Raw genomic sequence first — 19,446 nt, forward strand, 5'->3', positions numbered from 1 at the left:
TATTCCCAAGCGCAACGGTCGTAGCTACATCGCCCCCCACCGGTTGCCACGCCATGACCACCCCCACCAGCGAAAAGACCCCCGACCTCTCGCCCAAGGAGCAGCACGAAGTCGAGAAGAGCCAGCCGCCGCGCGCGGCCGTTCTGCATGAAATCATCCGCACCCAGGGCGACCAGGAACTGGAGCGCAGCATTGCCGCGCTGTGGTGGTCGGCGCTGGCGGCAGGATTGACCATGGGCCTGTCCCTGATGGGCATGGGCCTGCTCAATTCGCGCCTGCCCGACGGAGACGAATTCAAGGTGATCGCCAGTTTCGGCTACTGTGCCGGTTTCCTCGCGGTGATCCTTGCCCGCCAGCAGCTGTTCACCGAGAACACCTTGACCGCCGTGCTGCCGGTGATGACCAAGCCGACGCTGAAGAACTTCCTGCGACTGATCCGTCTGTGGACGGTGGTACTGGTCGGCAACCTCTGCGGGACGATTCTGGTCGCCTACGTGATGCTGGAACTGCCGATTTTCGACAGCAAGACCGACGTCGCCTTCCTCGAGATCGGCCGCAAGGTCATGGAACACAGCGCCAGTCAGATGTTCGCCAAGGGCATCGTCTCCGGCTGGATGATCGCCACCATGGTCTGGATGATCCCCTCCATGGAGAGCGCGAAGATGTGGATCATCATCCTCATCACCTACTTCATGGCGCTGGGCGACTTCACCCATATCGTCGTCGGATCGGCGGAAGTGTCCTATCTGGTGTTTGCCGGCGAGTTGCCGTGGAGTGATTTCTGGGCGGTGTTCGCCGGGCCGACGCTGGCAGGAAATATCATCGGCGGCAGCTTTATCTTCGCGCTGATCAGCCATGCGCAGATTCGCAGCGAAAGCGGTGCGCCGAAGGAATCTGCGGATCAGGCTGTTAAGCCCGATCCGCAGTCGATCAAGAAATGATCAGTGGTGGGCTGGCTCAGCCACGCTCGCGGGCTCGTTGCGCGTCGCGTGCTTGACCAGTTTGCCGATGGTCAGGCCCTGCAGCAGGATCGACGACAGCACGACGATGTAGGTGATGCTCAGCAGCAGATCGCGCTCCGGGCCCAGCGGCAGCGCCAGCGCCAGTGCCACCGAAACACCGCCGCGCAAACCGCCCCAAGTGAGGATGCGGATGGTGCCGGCCGGCACTGAGCGCCAGCGCCGCAGCAGCAGGATCGCCGGCGCCACGGTAAGCAGGCGCGACAACAGAATCGCCACCGCCAGCAGACCTGCGGCGGCCATGTGCAGCCAGTTGAACGGCAGCAGCAACAACTCCATGCCGATCAGCGCGAATAGCAAAGCGTTGAGCATGTCATCGAGCAGCTCCCAGAAACCGTCCAGATAGCGACGGGTCATGTCGTTCATCGCCAGATTGCGCCCGAGGTTGCCGATGATCAGACCGGCCACCACCATCGCAATCGGCGCCGAGACGTGCAGTTCGGTGGACATCGCCGAACCGCCGATCACCAGGGCCAGGGTCAGCATCACGGTGATCTGATGCTGCTCGACGCTTTTGATCATCCGATAGACCAGATAACCGATCAGTCCGCCGAACAACACACCACCGATCGCCTCATGGACGAAGAGCATGGCCGTGGCGCTGACGGTCGGGGTTTCGCCCAGTTGCGCGATGCCCAGCAGCACGGTGAAGACCACGACCGCCGTGCCGTCGTTGAACAGTGATTCGCCGACGATGGTGGTTTTCAGTGGCTTCGAAGCGTTGGCGGTACGCAACACTCCGAGTACCGCAATCGGGTCGGTCGGTGAGATCAGCGCGCCGAACAACAGGCAGTAGAGGAAACTCACGTGCCAGCCGAACAGGGCAAAAATGTAGAAGGCCAGGCTGCCGATCACCACGGTGGCGATCAACACGCCGAAGGTCGCCAGCAGGCCGATCGGCCAGCGGTAGCTACGCAAATCATTGAGGTTGACGTGCAGGGCGCCGGCGAACAGCAGGAACGAGAGCATCCAGTTCATCAGCAGATCGCCGAAATCGATCTGTCCGATCAGTTGCTGCACGCGATCTTCGAGGCCGGGAAAGCCGAGGACGCTGAGGCCTTGCAGGAGCAATGAGAACAGCAGGGCGGTAACCATCACGCCGATGGTCGGCGGCAGGCCGATAAAGCGGAAATTGACGAAGGTCAGGAGGGTGGTGAGGCAGATGAAAGCGGCGACAAGTTCAAGCATCCGGGGTCCTTTGGATGAGGGGTGAATGGAGCGCGACCGGAGGTTGGACGCAGGGGTTTGATGGGGCGGGGTTGGCTGAGGGCACATTCGAATGGCGCGTCATGCTCAACAACAACCCCCTCACCCCAGCCCTCTCCCGAGAGAGAGGGAGCTGACCGAGGTGTCTGGCGAGGTGCATCGACCTGGACGATCGGGTCGATTATGGATTCAGCAATGCACGTTCAAGTCGGCGTGGGTATCGAGCATCCCCCGATCAGTCCCCTCTCCCTTCGGGAGAGGGCTAGGGTGAGGGCTCTATCTGAAACACCACGATCAGCCAGTCACATTGACCGCACTCGCCTGCCGACGTTGCAGGTAAATGAACAACAGCGCCGTCAGCACCGTCAGCACGCCGACCAGCGCCCCGGTCCATGGCAGGTCCGCCAGATCCGCGCCGCTGGCCACCACCAGCCCGCCAATCCAGGCACCTGCTGCGTTGCCCAGATTGAACGCGCTCTGGTTCAGCGTCGAACCGAGGTTCGGCGCTTCATGCGCCTGATCGATGATCAGCAGCTGCAGAATCGGGCACAGCGCAAAGGCGAAAATCCCCCATAGCACCAGGGTGATCGCCGCCGGAATCACCGCACGGCTGGTCTGGCTGAACGCCGCCAGAATCACCACAACTGCCAGTGCCACGCCGACCAGTGACGGCAGCAAGCGGCTATCGGCCAGACGCCCGCCGAGCATGCTGCCCGCTGTCAGGCCGACGCCGAACAACAGCAGCATCACCGTCACGCCGTGGGGGCTGACGCCAGTGATGTCTTGCAGGATCGGTGCGATATACGTGAACACGCTGAACAGGCTGGTCGAGGCCAGCACGCTCATGCCCAGCGCCAACAAGACGTTGGCCTTGCCCAGCACCTTGAATTCGCTGGCGAGATTGGCCTTGTCCATCGCGATGTGTTTGGGCAACCACAACCATTGCGCCAACGCCGCCACAATGCCAATCACCGACACCGCCCAGAAGGTCGAGCGCCAGCCAGCGTATTGGCCCAGCGCTGTGCCGAGTGGCACGCCAAGCACGTTGGCCAGGGTCAGGCCGGTGAACATCATGGCAATGGCTTGCGCGCGTTTGTTCGGCGCAACCAGGCCGGCGGCAACCACCGAGCCAATGCCGAAAAACGCGCCATGACACAGCGCCGTGACCACGCGCGCCGCCATCAGCGTCGCGTAGTTCGGCGCGAGCGCGCAGAGCATGTTGCCGAGGATGAACATCAGCGTCATGCCCAGCAGTGTCGCTTTGCGCGGCATATTGGCGGTGCCGATCGCCAGGATCGGTGCGCCGAACACCACGCCCAGGGCGTAACCGGTGATCAGCAGCCCGGCATGAGGAATGCTCACCGCCAGATCGCGGGCAACGTCGGGCAGCAGGCCCATGATGACGAATTCGGTGGTGCCGATGCCGAATGCGGCAACGGCGAGTGCAAGTAAAGCGAGGGGCATGCGCAAGGTCTCTGTCGGTAGTCTTGACGCTTTGATCAGGCATACGCGTGCCAGCGACCGTTTTCGAGGAAAGCGGAGCAGGCAGCTTTTATTGGAGTTTTTTGGTGTGCAGCTGAGTACGGCGTGGTGGGTTGCAGTATAAACAGCTGCTGACACATGGCGAATCAATAATCTGACTAATCGACGGCTCACTGGAATTGCCGTGTTATATCCAGCTGAAAGAACCTTTCGGCCGGGCGCTGCTCTTAGCCTGTGGGCAGGTGCTGATCGGCATGCTGGTGATGAAGTTCTGACCGCTCGCCAATTTCTCCAATCGAAAAAAGGACGACGTTATGACAGTGGCTCTGTGGTGTGTGTTGATCGCGATTTTCCTGCCGTACGTGTGCACGATCGTGGCGAAGGCCACCGGCGGTTTCCGCCTCAAGGACAATTACGATCCACGGGACTTTCTCGACAGCGTCGATGGCGTCGCCCGTCGCGCCCACGCCGCGCAACTGAACAGCTTTGAAGTAACGCCCGCGTTTGCCGCTGCGGTGATCGTTGCGCATCTGGTCGGCACTGCGGAGCTGGTGACGGTCAATGTGCTGGCCGTGCTGTTTATCACCAGCCGCCTGCTGTACATCATTTGCTACCTGGCTGACTGGGCTGCACTGCGTTCGGTGGTGTGGTTTATCGGGATGGGGCTGATTGCTTCGTTTTTCTTTGTGTCCATCTGAAAGCAGGCTCAAAAGATCGCAGCCTGCGGCAGCTCCTACAGAGGAATGCATACTCCTGTAGGAGCTGCCGAAGGCTGCGATCTTTTGCCTTTAGGGTTTGTCAGCCACCTGCGGCACTTGCGGCAGCTCTTTTCCTTTAGGCCAGAGCATCCAGATCTGCCCCTGCTGTTTCATGTCCCCGGCCAGTTGCCCGGCCGCATCGCCGGTGCCCCAGAACAGATCCGCGCGCACCTCGCCGGCAATCGCGCCGCCGGTGTCCTGCGCCGCGACCGGGCGGACCAGCGGGGTGCCATCCGGTTTGGTGGTCGACAGCCATAACAGACTGCCCAACGGAATTACTTTGCGATCCACTGCCGCGCTGTAGCCGGCGGTCAGCGGCACGTTCAGCGAGCCGCGTGGGCCTTCGTTGCTGTCCGGGTTGCGGGTGAAGAACACGTAGCTCGGGTTGCTGGCCAGCAGTTCTGGAATGCGCGTGGGGTTGGCCTTGGCCCAGTTGCTGATCGCGGTCATGGTCACGTCTTCTTTCTTCAGCTCGCCTTGCTCGACCAGCCAGCGACCGATCGGTCGATACGGGTGGCCATTCTGATCGGCGTAGGCGATGCGCAACTGTTTGCCGTCCTCGGTCTGGATCCGGCCCGAGCCCTGGATCTGCAGAAATTGCAGATTCATCGGATCAGTCAGATAGGCGACCACTGGCGCTTTCACACCTTTGGATTCAATGGTCGCCGCGTCGTCGTAAGGCTTGAGCACGCGACCTTCGAGGCGGCCGCGCAGGCGCTTGCCCTTCAATTCCGGGTAGATGCTGTCGAGCGAGACGATGATCATGTCTTCCGGCACGCCATACACCGGCACGTTTGCTGTTGCGGTGGGCGTCAGGCTGCCGGGGTACACCGGTTCGTAGTAGCCGGTGATCAGACCGTTGGGGTTGTCGTTCTCGGCGCGCAGGCCGTAGACATCGAGATTCTGCTTGAGGAATGCACGAATCTCGGCGGCGCTTTGCGGCACATTCGCCGCCGCAGCGCAGGTCGGCCCCCAGACTGCGTCGGCTTTGAGTCGGGTGCACGCGCTGCGCCAGGAACCGAAACCTGCGACCAGATCGCTATCGGAGACCGCGGGCAAGGCTTCCCAAGTTGCGCTGGAATACGTAGCCAGTGCGTGGGTTTTCGGTTTGGCGCTGTCACCGCCAGTGCAACCGGCAAGGATGGCCAGAATCGGGAGGGTGACGATAAGCGGGTGACGCCAGGCCGTGAAGCGGCTGTTCATGGAGTGATTCCTGTGCCGGTTGGCCGAGTGCTCCATGCGCTCGACCAACCCGTATTTTTAATAGGGCTATTGGTGTTTGGCGGTGAGCCGAGGATACTGGCCGCCGATTTCCGCGACCTGAAGCCATCATGACTCTGAAACCAATTGCTGTTGTATTGCTGGCCTGTCTGACCTTGTCCGCCTGTGGCGGCGTCGACCCGAATTCGCCGCTGGGTCAGCGCAAGGCCATCTTCAAGCAGATGCTCAAGACCAGCGAAGACCTCGGCGGCATGTTGCGTGGGCGCATTGCCTTCGACGGACCGAAATTTGCCGAGGGCGCGGTCAGACTTGATGCGTTGGCCCATGAACCGTGGAAGCATTTTCCGCAGGTGCGCGAGGAAGATCACACCAGCGCCAAGGACGATGTCTGGCAGAAACAGGCGCGTTTTCAGCAACTGGCCCGCGCCCTCGAAGCGGCTACCGGTGAACTGGTGGTCGCCAGTCAGGTTCAGCCGTACAAGGCCAGCAATCTCGGACCGGCAGTGCAGAAAGTCGAGGATGCCTGCAGTGCTTGCCATAAAGAGTTTCGCGATCATTGATTCCTGAGGCTGCTGAGTACCTTGTGGCGAGGGGATTCATCCCCGATGGGCTGCGAAGCAGCCCAAAAACCATATAACCGAGTTTTTTCAGTCGGAACCGACCAGTCGAATTTGCGACGGCTTCGCCGCCGGACGGGGATAAATCCCCTCACCACAGGGCTTGGGTTACTTATCGATCTCGTCCAGCGCTTCCTGCAGTTCCTTGCGCGACTCGGCGAGCTTTTCCTTGCGTTTGTTGATCTTCTCCGGATCGCCCTTCTTCATGGCCTTGTCGAGATCCGCCTGACGCTGGCTCACCTCATGCTTGGCCTCAAGCACCTTGTTCTCACGCTCTTTCTTCAGCCCGGCGTCGGTGCAGTGTTCGTTCACTTCGCGCAGTGCGGTTTCCAGGCCTGCCTGCTGCTCCATGTTGCCGCGCGACTTGGCCTGTTCGATCTGATTGATGATGCCCTGCTTCTTGGCAGCGCAACCGGTCAGGCCCGGGCCGTCTTCTTCGGCCATGACCGGGGCGGCCATGACGCCGCAAAGAGTAAGCAGGGCGAGCGGTGCGAGAAATTTCATAAAAGCTCCATGTGCAAAGGCAATCGGGGTTGGAGGGCACTGCGCTGTTGGAGCGTCTGGCCGGCCGTTGGGTTCCCGCCGGGCGGGGATTGCAGGTTCAGAAGCCGTCGATTCCGGCGGCTTTCAGGGTGTCACTCAAAGCCAGTACCTGCGGGTCACGAAAGAATGCGCTCAGTTGCGCCGCGCGTCCCGGGCCGATACCGGCTTCTGCCTGCCATTGTTCAGTGTCGCGTTGTGCCAGGGCCTGCCACGAATCGTCCAGTTGTGCCTGTCCGGTCGGCGGCATGCCCAGCGCTTTCAACCATCGAGCGAGCGGCTGTTGCCGCGCGCCGTGAAAACTGTCTATCAGCCGTGCGCTGCTGCGCTCGCCGAGGCCGGCAATGTTAGCAAGCTCTGATGCATCGAGGGTCAGCCAATCCAGCAGGTGTTTCAGACGGCCTGTTTCCAAAAGTTTCTCCCAGGTGCCGCGACCGACATACTGCATGGCCAGGCCCTGCTTGCCACTGAGCCAGGTCAGACGCGCGAGAAACTGGCTTTCACACCCCGGCGTCGGTTGCCAGCAGCTCAGGGCGTGGTAGTCGCCAGCATCGGGGATGTTGATGTCCGCCCGTTCGCTGGTGCGCAGCACGACACTGTCGAGGCGCGGAATGGTCAGCCCGGCCAGACTGATTGCCACCTGATCGCCGGGGCGGATGTCGAGGGTTTGCCAGCGCTTGAGCGAGCTGACGCTGACCCGTTTGATTTCGCGGTCATCGAGTCTGACCGGCAGCAGTTCCAGCACCGGCGTGATCCGCCCGGTGCGGCCGATTTTGAAGTTGACCTTGCGCACTTCGGCCAATGCCTGGGCGAACGGGTATTTCCAGGCAATCGCCCAATACGGCGCGCGAGCCTGCCAGCGTTCGGCGGGTGGCCGTTGGCTCTGACGCAGCACCACGCCGTCGCTGGCAAAGGGCAGTGGCGAGCGATACCAGTGCTCGCGCCATTTTTGCGCGTCTTCGAATCGGGTGACGGGCTGGGTATAGGGCTCGGTTGTGGCGAACCCCAATGTCTGAAGTTCGGACAATCTTTCCGGCAGCCGCACAGGACCTTGCGGCCAGTCCCAGACAAACAGGCCGATCCCGGCGGCCTGTTCGGCATCGAGGGATTTGCGCCCCATCAGCCCGGCGACGGTGGCGCGGGCATTGACGCTGCCGGACTGTGATTGAACATGTGCATTCAGACGCCAATAGAGTTCGCCCTGTACCAGCAGATCCCGTGGCTGCCTCAACCGTTGCGGAATGGCTGCAATCCTGCGCGCGGAGGCGGTCCAGTCCTGGCCGTTGACCCCGTCACCGCGACTGATCGCCTGCTGCAATATCCCCTGGCGGTAGATCAGCGTGACAGCCACGCCGTCGACCTTGGGCTGCACCCAGACGTTCTGGCGATCACGCAACCAGTGGGCGACGTCTTCGGCTTTGTGCAGCTTGTCCAGACCGGTGTGGGCGATGGGGTGGGTGACCGGGCCGGACGCGGTGTGCAACGGCTGCGGGGATGAGGGTTGGTTGAAACAGGCTTGCCATTCTTTCAGCCGCAGTCGGGACTGGTCATAGAGTTCGTCGCTGATCAATGAACGGCCTTCGCGGTGATAGGCGTCGTCCCATTGGTCGATCCGGTTTTGCAGGGTGGTGATTTCGCGTTGGGCTTGGGAACGATCCCAGTTCGGACAGTTGGCTTGGCTGACAAGGGTGATGAGTGCCAGCAGGAAGGCCAGCAACAGGCGCAGTGTGAAGAGCATCGTTGAGCGTCCTTGCTCGGGGGTAATATTTGAAGGGTAGGTGAGGATTCGAAATGCGTTACCGGGGGTGTTTTTCGAGGTGTTTCCGGATTCTGAATTGACGTTGCATGAGCGGGCGCCTTCGCGAGCAGGCTCGCTCCCGCAGGGATCTCAAAAATCTGTCAGGCATGAAAAAGCCCCGCACGGCGCGAACCGTGCGGGGCTTTCTTGCAGCCAGGGTATTACAGGCCAGCGGCGGAACGCAGGGCGTCGGCGCGGTCGGTTTTTTCCCAGGTGAACGTGGTGAAGCTGTCTTCGCCAACGGTCTTGGTCTGCGGCGCGCGACCGAAGTGGCCGTAGGCTGCGGTTTCCTGGTACATCGGGTGCAGCAGGTCGAGCATGGTGGTGATCGCGTATGGACGCAGGTCGAACACTTCACGCACCAGTTTGATGATCTTGTCATCGCTGATCTTGCCGGTGCCGAAGGTGTTCAACGAGATCGACGTAGGCTGGGCCACACCGATCGCGTAGGACACCTGAATCTCGCAACGCTCGGCAAGGCCGGCCGCAACGATGTTCTTGGCCACGTAACGGCCTGCGTAGGCAGCCGAACGGTCAACCTTCGATGGATCCTTGCCGGAGAACGCGCCGCCGCCGTGACGGGCCATGCCGCCGTAGCTGTCGACGATGATCTTGCGACCGGTCAGACCGCAGTCACCTACCGGGCCGCCAATGATGAACTGGCCGGTCGGGTTGATGTGGAACTGGGTGTCCTTGCTCAGCAGTTCGGCAGGCAGTACGTGCTTGACGATCAGCTCCATTACGCCTTCGCGCAGGTCTTTGTACGACACTTCCGGGTTGTGCTGGGTCGACAGAACCACAGCGTCGATGCCGACAACCTTGCCGCCTTCGTACCGGCAGGTCACTTGCGACTTGGCATCCGGACGCAGCCAAGGCAGCAGGCCCGACTTGCGTGCTTCAGCCTGACGCTGCACCAGCTGGTGCGAGAAGGTGATCGGCGCTGGCATCAAAACGTCGGTTTCGTTGCTGGCGTAGCCGAACATCAGGCCCTGGTCGCCGGCGCCCTGATCTTCAGGCTTGGCGCGGTCAACACCCTGGTTGATGTCAGGGGACTGCTTGCCGATGATGTTCATCACGCCGCAGGTCGCGCCGTCGAAGCCGACTTCGGAGCTGGTGTAGCCGATGTCGCAAATCACGTCACGAACGATCTGCTCCAGGTCGACCCAGGCGCTGGTGGTCACTTCACCGGCAACGATGGCTACGCCGGTCTTGACCAGGGTTTCCACGGCCACGCGAGCGTGTTTGTCCTGGGCAATAATGGCGTCCAGCACCGCATCGGAAATCTGGTCGGCGATTTTGTCCGGATGTCCTTCAGACACGGACTCGGAGGTGAAGAGGGAGTATTCGCTCATCTCGATGTTTTCCTGAATTTACCGATGGTGAGTGTCGCCAGCCGGTCGCTGAAAGTGGCGAACCTGGATCTGGAAACCATTACGTAAGCCTACATAGAGGCTTTCCCCGGGAACGAGTCCCGCAGCGGTGGCCCAACGGGCCAGATCGTCCTGTTCAAACCCCAACCAGAGATCACCGCAGGCCTCCCTGGCCCAACTCTGGTTGTGGCTACATAACTCTGTCACGAGCAGGCTACCGCCCGGTTGCAGCAAATCGGCCATGTGCCTGAGCGCATCGGCCGGAGCGGCGAAATGGTGCAGGACCATGTTCAGCACCACGCAATGGGCCTTGAGGCTTGTGCCGTTCAATGCATCGGCCAATTGCAGGCTGACGTTAGCCAGCTGTTCACGTTCACACACCTGACGCGCCAGTTCGAGCATCGCCGGGCTGTTGTCCAGCGCGGTTACGGTGCCAAAGCGACGGGCCAGTTCCGGCAGAAAAGCACCATCGCCGGGGCCGACTTCAATGGCCGTGGCTGCACCATCGAAGTTCAGTTTGTCGAGCAGGGCCAGCACGCTGTCACGGTACTGCGGCAGGCCTGCGATCAAATCTTGCTGGGCACGGAATTTCTCCGCGACCCGGGCGAAAAAGTCCCGGCTGGCGGCGGCACGCTGGCCGTGAACCTGCTCGATGCGTGCTTGCACTTCATCAGGCAGATCCAGATTGTCGACTTCTTCCAGCAATGCCGCGTGCAGCTTGCCGCCGAGCAATTCGCTGTGGGGCAGGGCACGACGATAAAAAATCGCGTTGCCCTCACGGCGTGTCGCCACCAGATCGGCTTGCGCCAGCACCTTGAGGTGGTGGCTCATGCCCGACTGGCCGATGCCGAAAATCTGCGCCAGCTCCAGCACGCCAAACGAATCGTTGGCCAGCGCGCGCAATACATTCAGCCGCAGCGGATCGCCGCCGGCCTTGCACAGGGCCGCCAGCTCGTCGCAATCGTCATGGCGAATGGAAGGCACGCGTAAGTTCATAGGGCTGGCAGTCTAGAGACGGGGGCAAGGCACCGCAAGGTCAATATCAAAAAGTTTTGATATTGCTCGATAAATGGCACTTCTCGGCGGACGGCAGTCTCTACAAACGAATAGCGGAAAGGTTTCACCAAGCGAAACCTGTGCTATCGATTGGAAAAACGCCTGCCGATGACTATCTGTCATTGCCCCGAGGCGCATGGGTGAGGGAAAATGCCCTCCTTTTTTCCGTTTCAGTCTATTCACACCCAGGAGATCAGCGATGCCTAGCCGTCGTGAGCGTGCCAACGCCATTCGTGCCCTCAGCATGGATGCCGTGCAAAAAGCCAACAGCGGCCATCCCGGTGCCCCTATGGGTATGGCAGATATTGCCGAAGTGCTGTGGCGCGACTACCTCAAGCACAACCCGAGCAACCCGTCGTTCGCCGACCGTGACCGCTTCGTGCTGTCCAACGGCCACGGCTCGATGTTGATCTACTCGCTGCTGCACCTGACCGGCTACGACCTGTCCATCGACGACCTCAAGCAGTTCCGTCAACTGCACAGCCGCACTCCAGGCCACCCGGAATTCGGTTACACCCCGGGCGTCGAAACCACCACCGGCCCGCTGGGTCAGGGTCTGGCCAACGCCGTCGGTTTCGCTCTGGCTGAAAAAGTCATGGGCGCGCAGTTCAACCGTCCCGGCCACAACATCGTTGATCACCACACCTACGTGTTCCTCGGTGATGGCTGCATGATGGAAGGCATTTCCCACGAGGTCGCCTCCCTGGCCGGCACGCTGGGCCTGGGCAAGCTGATTGCCTTCTACGATGACAACGGCATTTCCATCGACGGTGAAGTCGAAGGCTGGTTCACCGATGACACGCCGAAGCGTTTCGAAGCCTACAACTGGCAGGTGATCCGCAACGTCGACGGCCATGATCCGGAAGAGATCAAGACCGCCATCGAAACCGCACGCAAGAGCGCTCAACCGACGCTGATCTGCTGCAAGACCACCATCGGTTTCGGTTCGCCGAACAAGCAGGGCAAGGAAGATTGCCACGGCGCCCCATTGGGTGACGCAGAAATCGCCCTGACCCGTCAGGCGCTGAACTGGAACTACGGCCCGTTCGAAATTCCGGCCGAGATCTATGCCGAGTGGGACGCCAAAGAAGCTGGCCGCGCGGTCGAAGCCGAGTGGGATCAGCGTTTCGCCGCCTACTCCGCTGCATTCCCGACTGAAGCCAACGAGCTGATCCGTCGTCTGAGCGGCGAACTGCCGGCCGACTTCTCGGAAAAAGCCTCGGCTTACATCGCCGAAGTCGCCGCCAAGGGCGAAACCATCGCCAGCCGCAAAGCCAGCCAGAACACCCTCAACGCTTTCGGCCCGCTGCTGCCGGAAATGCTCGGCGGTTCGGCTGACCTCGCCGGCTCCAACCTGACCCTGTGGAAAGGCTGCAAAGGCGTCAGCGCTGAAGACGCCAGCGGCAACTACATGTACTACGGCGTGCGCGAGTTCGGCATGACCGCGATCATGAACGGCGTCGCCCTGCACGGCGGTCTGGTGCCTTACGGCGCGACCTTCCTGATGTTCATGGAATACGCACGCAACGCCGTACGTATGTCGGCACTGATGAAGAAGCGCGTGATTCACGTGTACACCCACGACTCTATCGGTCTGGGCGAAGACGGCCCGACGCACCAGCCAATCGAGCAACTGACCAGCCTGCGTACCACGCCGAACCTCGACACCTGGCGTCCAGCCGATGCCGTTGAATCGGCGGTGGCCTGGAAAAACGCGCTGGAGCGTAAAGACGGCCCGTCGGCGCTGATCTTCTCGCGTCAGAACCTGCAGCACCAAGAACGTGACGCTGCCCAGATCGCCGATATCAGCCGCGGTGGCTACGTGTTGAAGGACTGCGCAGGCGAGCCTGAGCTGATCCTGATCGCGACCGGTTCGGAAGTCGGTCTGGCCGTTCAGGCCTATGACAAACTGACCGAGCAAGGCCGCAAGGTGCGCGTGGTTTCCATGCCTTGCACCAGCGTGTTCGATGCCCAGGACGCTGGCTACAAGCAATCGGTTCTGCCGTTGCAGGTCAGCGCGCGTATCGCGATCGAAGCGGCCCACGCCGACTTCTGGTTCAAGTACGTGGGTCTGGAAGGTCGCGTGATCGGCATGACCACCTACGGCGAATCGGCGCCGGCTTCGGCACTGTTCGAAGAGTTTGGCTTCACCCTGGAAAACATCCTGGGTCAGGCTGAAGAGCTGCTGGAAGACTAAGCAGTACGAATGCGGTGGCCCTGGCTGCCGCGTTCCCCTGTAGGAGCTGCCGAAGGCTCGGGCCGCTCCTACATGGGGTTGTGTTGTTAGCGAATCTATCGAGAACCCCATGCCTCAACCGCGTCCCTACAAAGTTGCACTCAACGGCTACGGCCGCATTGGTCGTTGCGTCTTGCGGGCGTTGTTCGAGCGCGGCGCGAAGGCCGGGTTTGAAATTGTCGCGATCAACGATCTGGCCGACATGGCCAGCATCGAATACCTGACACGCTTCGACTCCACCCACGGCCGCTTTCCCGGCGAAGTGCGGGTTGAAGGCGATTGTCTGCATATCAATGGCGACTGCGTGAAGGTCCTGCGCAGTGCCACCCCCGAAGGCATCGATTGGGCGTCGCTGGGCGTCGATCTGGTGCTTGAGTGCTCCGGCGCTTACCACACCCGTGCCGATGGCCAGCGTTTTCTCGACGCCGGCGCACCGCGTGTGCTGTTCTCGCAGCCGATGGCCAGCGAAGCGGATGTCGACGCCACCATCGTCTACGGCGTCAATCAGGACTGCCTGACCGGCGACGAACTGCTGGTGTCCAATGCCTCCTGCACGACAAATTGCGGCGTGCCGCTGCTGCGCCTGCTCGATCAGGCGATCGGTCTGGATTACGTGTCGATCACCACCATTCACTCGGCGATGAACGATCAGCCAGTGATCGACGCCTATCACCACGAAGACCTGCGCCGCACGCGTTCGGCGTTCCAGTCGGTGATCCCGGTGTCCACTGGTCTGGCGCGCGGTATCGAGCGCCTGCTGCCGGAACTTGCCGGGCGAATTCAGGCCAAAGCCGTGCGCGTGCCGACAGTCAACGTGTCCTGCCTCGACATCACGATGCAGACCGCCACGGCGACTGACGCCAATGAGGTCAACCGGATCCTGCGCGAAGCCGCCACCAGCGGCCCGCTCAAAGGCCTTCTGGCCTATACCGAGTTGCCGCACGCCAGCTGTGATTTCAACCATGACCCACATTCGGCCATCGTCGATGCCAGCCAGACCCGAGTTTCCGGCCCCAAACTGGTGAACATCCTGGCCTGGTTCGACAACGAATGGGGTTTTGCCAACCGAATGCTGGACGTAGCAGACCACTATCTGCAAACAGCAACTTCAAAAAAACCGTAGGAAGTGCGACCCATGACCGTGTTGAAGATGTCCGACCTCGATCTGCAAGGTAAGCGCGTATTGATCCGCGAAGACCTCAACGTCCCCGTCAAGGACGGTGTTGTCACTAGCGACGCGCGCATCCTGGCTTCGCTGCCGACCATCAAGCTGGCCCTGGAAAAAGGCGCGGCGGTGATGGTCTGCTCGCACCTGGGCCGTCCGACCGAAGGCGAGTTCTCCGCCGAAAACAGCCTGAAACCTGTCGCCGACTACCTGAGCAAAGCGCTGGGCCGTGAAGTGCCGCTGGTGGCTGACTACCTCGGTGGCGTGGAGGTCAAGGCTGGCGACATCGTGCTGTTCGAAAACGTACGCTTCAACAAGGGCGAGAAGAAGAACGCCGACGACCTGGCCCAGCAATACGCAGCCCTGTGCGATGTGTTCGTGATGGATGCTTTCGGTACTGCTCACCGCGCCGAGGGTTCGACCCATGGTGTAGCCAAGTTCGCCAAAGTCGCTGCCGCCGGCCCGTTGCTGGCCGCTGAGCTGGATGCACTGGGCAAAGCCCTCGGCGCGCCGGCCAAGCCAATGGCAGCCATCGTTGCCGGCTCCAAGGTGTCGACCAAACTCGACGTGCTGAACAGCCTGAGCCAGATCTGCGATCAACTGATCGTCGGCGGCGGCATCGCCAACACCTTCCTCGCGGCGGCTGGTCACCCGGTCGGCAAGTCGCTGTACGAACCGGACCTGCTCGACACCGCGCGTGAAATCGCTGCCAAAGTCAGCGTACCGTTGCCGGTTGACGTTGTGGTCGCCAAGGAATTTGCCGAAAGCGCTGAAGCGACCGTCAAGCTGATCGCTGACGTGGCGGCTGACGACATGATTCTCGACATCGGTCCGCAAACTGCAGCCAATTTCGCCGAGCTGCTGAAGTCGTCGAAAACCATTCTGTGGAACGGCCCGGTTGGTGTGTTCGAGTTCGATCAGTTCGGCAACGGCACCAAAGTGCTGGCCCAGGCTATCGCCGAAAGCTCGGCATTCTCCATCGCGGGCGGTGGCGACACCCTGGCGGCGATCGATAAATATGGCGTGGCTGAGCAGATCTCCTACATTTCCACCGGTGGTGGCGCGTTCCTCGAATTCGTCGAGGGCAAGGTGCTGCCTGCCGTTGAAGTCCTGGAAAGCCGGGCCAAGGCCTGAGGCCGCCCGTTTGGCCAGGCAAAGGAGTGTTCACATGGTCAAGTCGTTAGCGCTGTTGTTGCTGACCGGTACGCTGGCGGCCTGCGGGAGCACCCCGAAGGCTGACGCGACGCCAGCACCGAGCGAGCCGCAGAAGGGCTGTTATCAGGCCGACTGGCAGGCCGAAACCAACCCGGTGCTGAACAAGCGCTCGGGCCCGGACGGCCTGGACAAATACGAGACGCAAACCCCGGTCAAGGAACATGGTTGTCCTTGACGGGTCTGACTCTTTAACTCAGGGCTGGCGGCATGCGTCGTCAGTCGAGGAACACGGATGAAAGGCTTGATCGCCGTTGCGGCGTTGGCATTGTTGGGTGGTTGCGCGCAGTTGAACCTGTTTCAGTCGTCGGCCCCGGCAGACAACTGGACGACCTGGACCTGCGACAGTCAGGCCAAGGTGTTGTGGCGTTACGCCGATGCCGGCCAGAAGGAAGTCGACGTTCGCCTCGGCGGCGGTGATCAGGTCTATCGCCTGAAAGAAGAGCCGGGCGCCTCTGGCACGCTGTACAGCGACGGCATGCTGGCGTTTCACGTCAAGGGTGACGAAGGCCTGGTGTACTGGGTCGCCACCAATGACCTGATTGGCCGTGGTTGCAAGGCGCAGTAATTGACACACCACAGTTCTACTGTGGGAGCGAGCCTGCTCGCGAAAGCGGCCTGGCAAGCACTGCATCAGCGACTGCAAGATTGCTTTCGCGAGCAGGCTCGCTCCCACAGGGGATCTGTGTAGTTCTTGGAATTTGCTTTACCGAATCACCAGACCGGGCCTCAACCCCCGATCTGCATTAACTTGAATAGCCGCCGCCGCTTCGGCAGGCTGGCACGATCAACGACCCTCAACCGGGAGAGACACACACAATGGCACTTATCAGCATGCGCCAGATGCTGGACCACGCAGCCGAGTTCGGCTACGGCGTTCCAGCCTTCAACGTCAACAACCTTGAGCAGATGCGCGCCATCATGGAAGCCGCTGACAAGACTGACTCCCCGGTGATCGTCCAGGCTTCGGCCGGCGCCCGCAAATACGCCGGCGCGCCATTCCTGCGTCACTTGATCCTGGCCGCGATCGAAGAATTCCCGCACATCCCGGTGTGCATGCACCAGGACCACGGCACCAGCCCTGACGTCTGCCAGCGTTCGATTCAACTGGGCTTCAGCTCGGTAATGATGGACGGCTCGCTGGGCGAAGACGGCAAGACCCCGACCGACTATGACTACAACGTCCGTGTTACCCAACAGACCGTGGCCATGGCCCACGCTTGCGGCGTTTCGGTAGAAGGCGAACTGGGTTGCCTGGGTTCGCTGGAAACCGGTATGGCCGGTGAAGAAGACGGCATCGGCGCTGAAGGCGTTCTGGATCACAGCCAGATGCTGACCGACCCGGAAGAAGCCGCTGACTTCGTCAAGCGCACCCAGGTCGACGCCCTGGCCATCGCCATCGGCACCAGCCACGGTGCCTACAAGTTCACCAAGCCACCAACCGGCGACGTGCTGGCGATCGACCGCATCAAGGAAATCCACAAGCGCATCCCGAACACCCACCTGGTGATGCACGGTTCGTCCTCCGTGCCACAAGAGTGGCTGGCGATCATCAACCAGTACGGCGGCGACATCAAAGAAACCTACGGCGTCCCGGTTGAAGAGATCGTCGAAGGCATCAAGCACGGCGTGCGCAAGGTCAACATCGACACCGACCTGCGCCTGGCCTCCACTGGCGCCATGCGTCGCCTGATGGCCACCAACCCGAGCGAATTCGACCCACGTAAATTCTTCGGCGCCACCGTGACCGCAATGCGCGATGTATGTATCGCTCGTTATGAAGCGTTCGGTACTGCCGGTAATGCCTCGAAGATCAAACCGATCTCGCTGGAAGCGATGTACCAGCGTTATCTGAAGGGTGAGTTGAACGCCAAGGTTAACTGAGCCTGAGCGTTGAGCTGATTAAAAAGAAACCCGCCGAGAGGCGGGTTTTTTTGTGGTGGAAGCGTTGTGACAAGACATCGGCATCCTTTTGCTTGAAATGTCACCTAAAGGGGACTTTACTGGTAATAATCTATTTAAAGTCCGATATGGGTGACATTTTGCTTCTCGATAATCCAGCAACGTTTGCCCAGCGTATTCGCCAATTGCGCAAAGCCAAGGGCTACAGTCAAGCGCTGCTTGCGCATAGGGCTCATTGCAGCCGCAAAACCATCATCGATCTAGAAGCAGGCGAAAACGTCGCTTTTTATACGGTGTTTAGAGTTATTGCCGCGTTAGGCATGGCGTTGGAGATTGTCGATAACCGAATCGATCTCAAATCACTCGCCGAATTGGTAGAGCATGATGAGTAAGGTGAAACGACTGAATGTCATGACGCCTCAGGGCCATTCCGGCGAGTTGTCCAAAGGTTCGCAGTTTTCATTCGCTTACCAGTCAGCGTCGCCACTCAAGGAAGTTTCCCTGGTCATGCCCTATGACCCGACACCGTCGGTGAGCAGCGTATTGCAGCCCATCTTCGATATGAATGTGCCTGAGGGATATCTAGCCGACCAAATCAAGCGGCGCATGGCCAAGCATATGCAAGTGGATGAAATGCGCCTGTTGTCCGTCATTGGCGGTAATCAGATCGGTCGCCTCACGTATGAGAATCCGGTAGAACCTTCAGGCTCTGTTCGTGCGCAGGTCGGCCTGCAGGAGATCCTGTCGGCGGACACCTCTCAGCATGTTTTCGGTTTTTTGGTCGAAACCTACTTCGAATCGGGGATTTCAGGTGTTCAGCCCAAGGTTCTGGTGCCCGATCTGGACAAACTGACTGGTAGCCGAAAAACAGTGATCAGCTCCGACCTTATCGTCAAATCAGGAGCGGAAGAGTATGAGCACCTGGCTCAAAACGAGTTTCTGTGTCTGGAAGCAGCGCGGCTGGCTGGACTGTACACGCCGCCTTTCTGGCTTTCCGATAACGGTGAGCTGTTTGTCATGGAGCGTTTTGATCTGACAGCGTCTGATCGCCTTGGCTTTGAAGACATGGCGGTGCTGCTGGGGTTAAACAAGGATCCCCACGACAACTATAAATATTCGCAGAGCTACGAAACCCTTGCTGCAGTGATCCGTCAGGTATGCAGGCATGCCGACCCGATACGAGAACTGGAACGATTTTTTTCATCCGTCTGTCTTTCGGTCATGGTGCGTAACGGCGATGCGCATTTGAAAAACTTCGGGGTGACCTACACGCACCCCGCGGCCTCTGAAACGGTGCAGTTGGCGCCGGTATACGATGTCACGACGACAACCGTATACGAGAACTACAACCCCAGGACCGGGCGATCGCTGGTTGACCGTACTCTCGCCATCAAGATGAACAAGGCCAAAGCTTATCCGGATCGTCAGCAGTTGATTGAGTTTGGTCGTAAACACTGCGCTGTGGATAAGCCAGCACTGATCGTCGACCGGATAGCCGAGGCAATGAGTCAGGCGCTTTTGATTCACCGACCACGGATAGACGTTGAATTGTTTGCAAGGATGCAACGCGAATGGGACATCGGGCGCATGGTTGCGTTGAATGACTCGGTCGGTTCGGGTTTGAAGCGTCATCCTTTATCAAGCGGTAGAAAGGAAAAGGCTGATAAATGATAAGCGGTGTACCGCTACGGTGACATTTGCTACTCAAAGTCGCGTATACGCGACATTTCGCCAAGGCAGCGGCCCGCATTTGGAGGTGGCGCAGTCCGCAGCCCACCCCTGAAGCCCTTGCAGGAGTGAGCCTGCTCGCGATAGCGGAGTTTCAGACACATGAATATTGAATGACACACCGTTATCGCGAGCA

General features: G+C 60.3%; 18 protein-coding genes. 11 read left to right on the forward strand and 7 right to left on the reverse strand.

What is annotated here, in order from left to right; translation table 11 throughout:
• Positions 1-53 precede the first annotated feature (53 nt).
• Positions 54-941: a formate/nitrite transporter family protein gene (locus tag CKW30_RS16555; RefSeq protein WP_095181350.1), complete on the forward strand. Its 888-nt coding sequence runs from the start codon at positions 54-56 to the stop codon at positions 939-941.
• On the opposite strand, the gene CKW30_RS16560 is transcribed toward CKW30_RS16555, so the two are convergent.
• Both CKW30_RS16560 and CKW30_RS16565 read right to left on the reverse strand, forming a co-directional pair.
• Entirely contained in the window at positions 942-2,207 is a 1,266-nt protein-coding gene (locus tag CKW30_RS16560) for a sodium:proton antiporter (RefSeq protein WP_024014630.1), read from the reverse strand.
• Positions 2,208-2,519: 312 nt separating this feature from the next.
• A complete protein-coding gene (locus CKW30_RS16565; protein ID WP_095181351.1) occupies positions 2,520-3,689 on the reverse strand; it encodes an MFS transporter in 1,170 nt (389 codons plus the stop codon).
• Positions 3,690-4,021: 332 nt separating this feature from the next.
• On the opposite strand from CKW30_RS16565, the gene CKW30_RS16570 reads away from it, so the two are divergent.
• Positions 4,022-4,405: an MAPEG family protein gene (locus CKW30_RS16570; RefSeq protein WP_024014628.1), complete on the forward strand. Its 384-nt coding sequence runs from the start codon at positions 4,022-4,024 to the stop codon at positions 4,403-4,405.
• 90 nt (positions 4,406-4,495) lie between these two features.
• Here CKW30_RS16570 and CKW30_RS16575 read toward each other — a convergent pair whose 3' ends face one another.
• Positions 4,496-5,668 (reverse strand): murein transglycosylase A, encoded by a 1,173-nt coding sequence (locus tag CKW30_RS16575; protein WP_095181352.1) that lies wholly within the window; start codon positions 5,666-5,668, stop codon positions 4,496-4,498.
• Between the two features lie 128 nt (positions 5,669-5,796).
• On the opposite strand from CKW30_RS16575, the gene CKW30_RS16580 reads away from it, so the two are divergent.
• The gene (locus CKW30_RS16580; protein ID WP_095181353.1) at positions 5,797-6,246 is read left to right on the forward strand and encodes a cytochrome c; all 450 of its coding nucleotides are present in this window, start codon (positions 5,797-5,799) and stop codon (positions 6,244-6,246) included.
• Between the two features lie 165 nt (positions 6,247-6,411).
• Here CKW30_RS16580 and CKW30_RS16585 read toward each other — a convergent pair whose 3' ends face one another.
• From CKW30_RS16585 to CKW30_RS16600, 4 genes are all read right to left on the reverse strand, one after another.
• Positions 6,412-6,807: a DUF1090 domain-containing protein gene (locus CKW30_RS16585; protein ID WP_016772779.1), complete on the reverse strand. Its 396-nt coding sequence runs from the start codon at positions 6,805-6,807 to the stop codon at positions 6,412-6,414.
• A gap of 97 nt (positions 6,808-6,904) precedes the next feature.
• A complete protein-coding gene (gene ligB, locus CKW30_RS16590) occupies positions 6,905-8,581 on the reverse strand; it encodes an NAD-dependent DNA ligase LigB (RefSeq protein ID WP_095181354.1) in 1,677 nt (558 codons plus the stop codon).
• A gap of 221 nt (positions 8,582-8,802) precedes the next feature.
• Entirely contained in the window at positions 8,803-9,993 is a 1,191-nt protein-coding gene (gene metK / locus CKW30_RS16595; RefSeq protein WP_024014624.1) for a methionine adenosyltransferase, read from the reverse strand.
• A gap of 18 nt (positions 9,994-10,011) precedes the next feature.
• A complete protein-coding gene (locus CKW30_RS16600; RefSeq protein ID WP_056786470.1) occupies positions 10,012-11,007 on the reverse strand; it encodes a metalloregulator ArsR/SmtB family transcription factor in 996 nt (331 codons plus the stop codon).
• 259 nt (positions 11,008-11,266) lie between these two features.
• Here CKW30_RS16600 and tkt point away from each other — a divergent pair, with 259 nt between their 5' ends.
• The 8 genes from tkt to CKW30_RS16640 all read left to right on the forward strand — a co-directional run bounded on the left by tkt (position 11,267) and on the right by CKW30_RS16640 (position 19,253).
• A complete protein-coding gene (gene tkt / locus CKW30_RS16605) occupies positions 11,267-13,264 on the forward strand; it encodes a transketolase (RefSeq protein WP_095181355.1) in 1,998 nt (665 codons plus the stop codon).
• Positions 13,265-13,373: 109 nt separating this feature from the next.
• The gene (gene epd, locus CKW30_RS16610; RefSeq protein WP_042606605.1) at positions 13,374-14,426 is read left to right on the forward strand and encodes an erythrose-4-phosphate dehydrogenase; all 1,053 of its coding nucleotides are present in this window, start codon (positions 13,374-13,376) and stop codon (positions 14,424-14,426) included.
• A 12-nt stretch (positions 14,427-14,438) separates the two neighbouring features.
• Complete coding sequence (locus CKW30_RS16615; RefSeq protein WP_016772785.1) at positions 14,439-15,602, forward strand: phosphoglycerate kinase; 1,164 nt, start codon at positions 14,439-14,441, stop codon at positions 15,600-15,602.
• 34 nt (positions 15,603-15,636) lie between these two features.
• On the forward strand, positions 15,637-15,858 hold the full coding sequence (locus tag CKW30_RS16620; RefSeq protein ID WP_016772786.1) for a hypothetical protein: 222 nt from the start codon (positions 15,637-15,639) through the stop codon (positions 15,856-15,858).
• A gap of 57 nt (positions 15,859-15,915) precedes the next feature.
• Positions 15,916-16,248 carry an MliC family protein gene (locus CKW30_RS16625; RefSeq protein ID WP_064365344.1) on the forward strand — a complete coding sequence of 111 codons (333 nt, stop codon included), beginning with the start codon at positions 15,916-15,918 and terminating at the stop codon, positions 16,246-16,248.
• Between the two features lie 251 nt (positions 16,249-16,499).
• Positions 16,500-17,564 (forward strand): class II fructose-bisphosphate aldolase, encoded by a 1,065-nt coding sequence (fba, locus tag CKW30_RS16630; RefSeq protein WP_008081027.1) that lies wholly within the window; start codon positions 16,500-16,502, stop codon positions 17,562-17,564.
• A 146-nt stretch (positions 17,565-17,710) separates the two neighbouring features.
• Entirely contained in the window at positions 17,711-17,974 is a 264-nt protein-coding gene (locus tag CKW30_RS16635; RefSeq protein WP_024014619.1) for a helix-turn-helix transcriptional regulator, read from the forward strand.
• Positions 17,967-19,253, forward strand: a complete 1,287-nt coding sequence (locus CKW30_RS16640; protein WP_095181356.1) for a type II toxin-antitoxin system HipA family toxin — start codon at positions 17,967-17,969, stop codon at positions 19,251-19,253. The genes CKW30_RS16635 and CKW30_RS16640 overlap by 8 nt, the downstream gene beginning before the upstream one ends.
• The last annotated feature ends 193 nt before the right edge of the window (positions 19,254-19,446 follow it).

The organism is Pseudomonas sp. Irchel 3F6 (assembly GCF_900187595.1).
Taxonomy (GTDB): Bacteria; Pseudomonadota; Gammaproteobacteria; order Pseudomonadales; family Pseudomonadaceae; genus Aquipseudomonas; species Aquipseudomonas siliginis.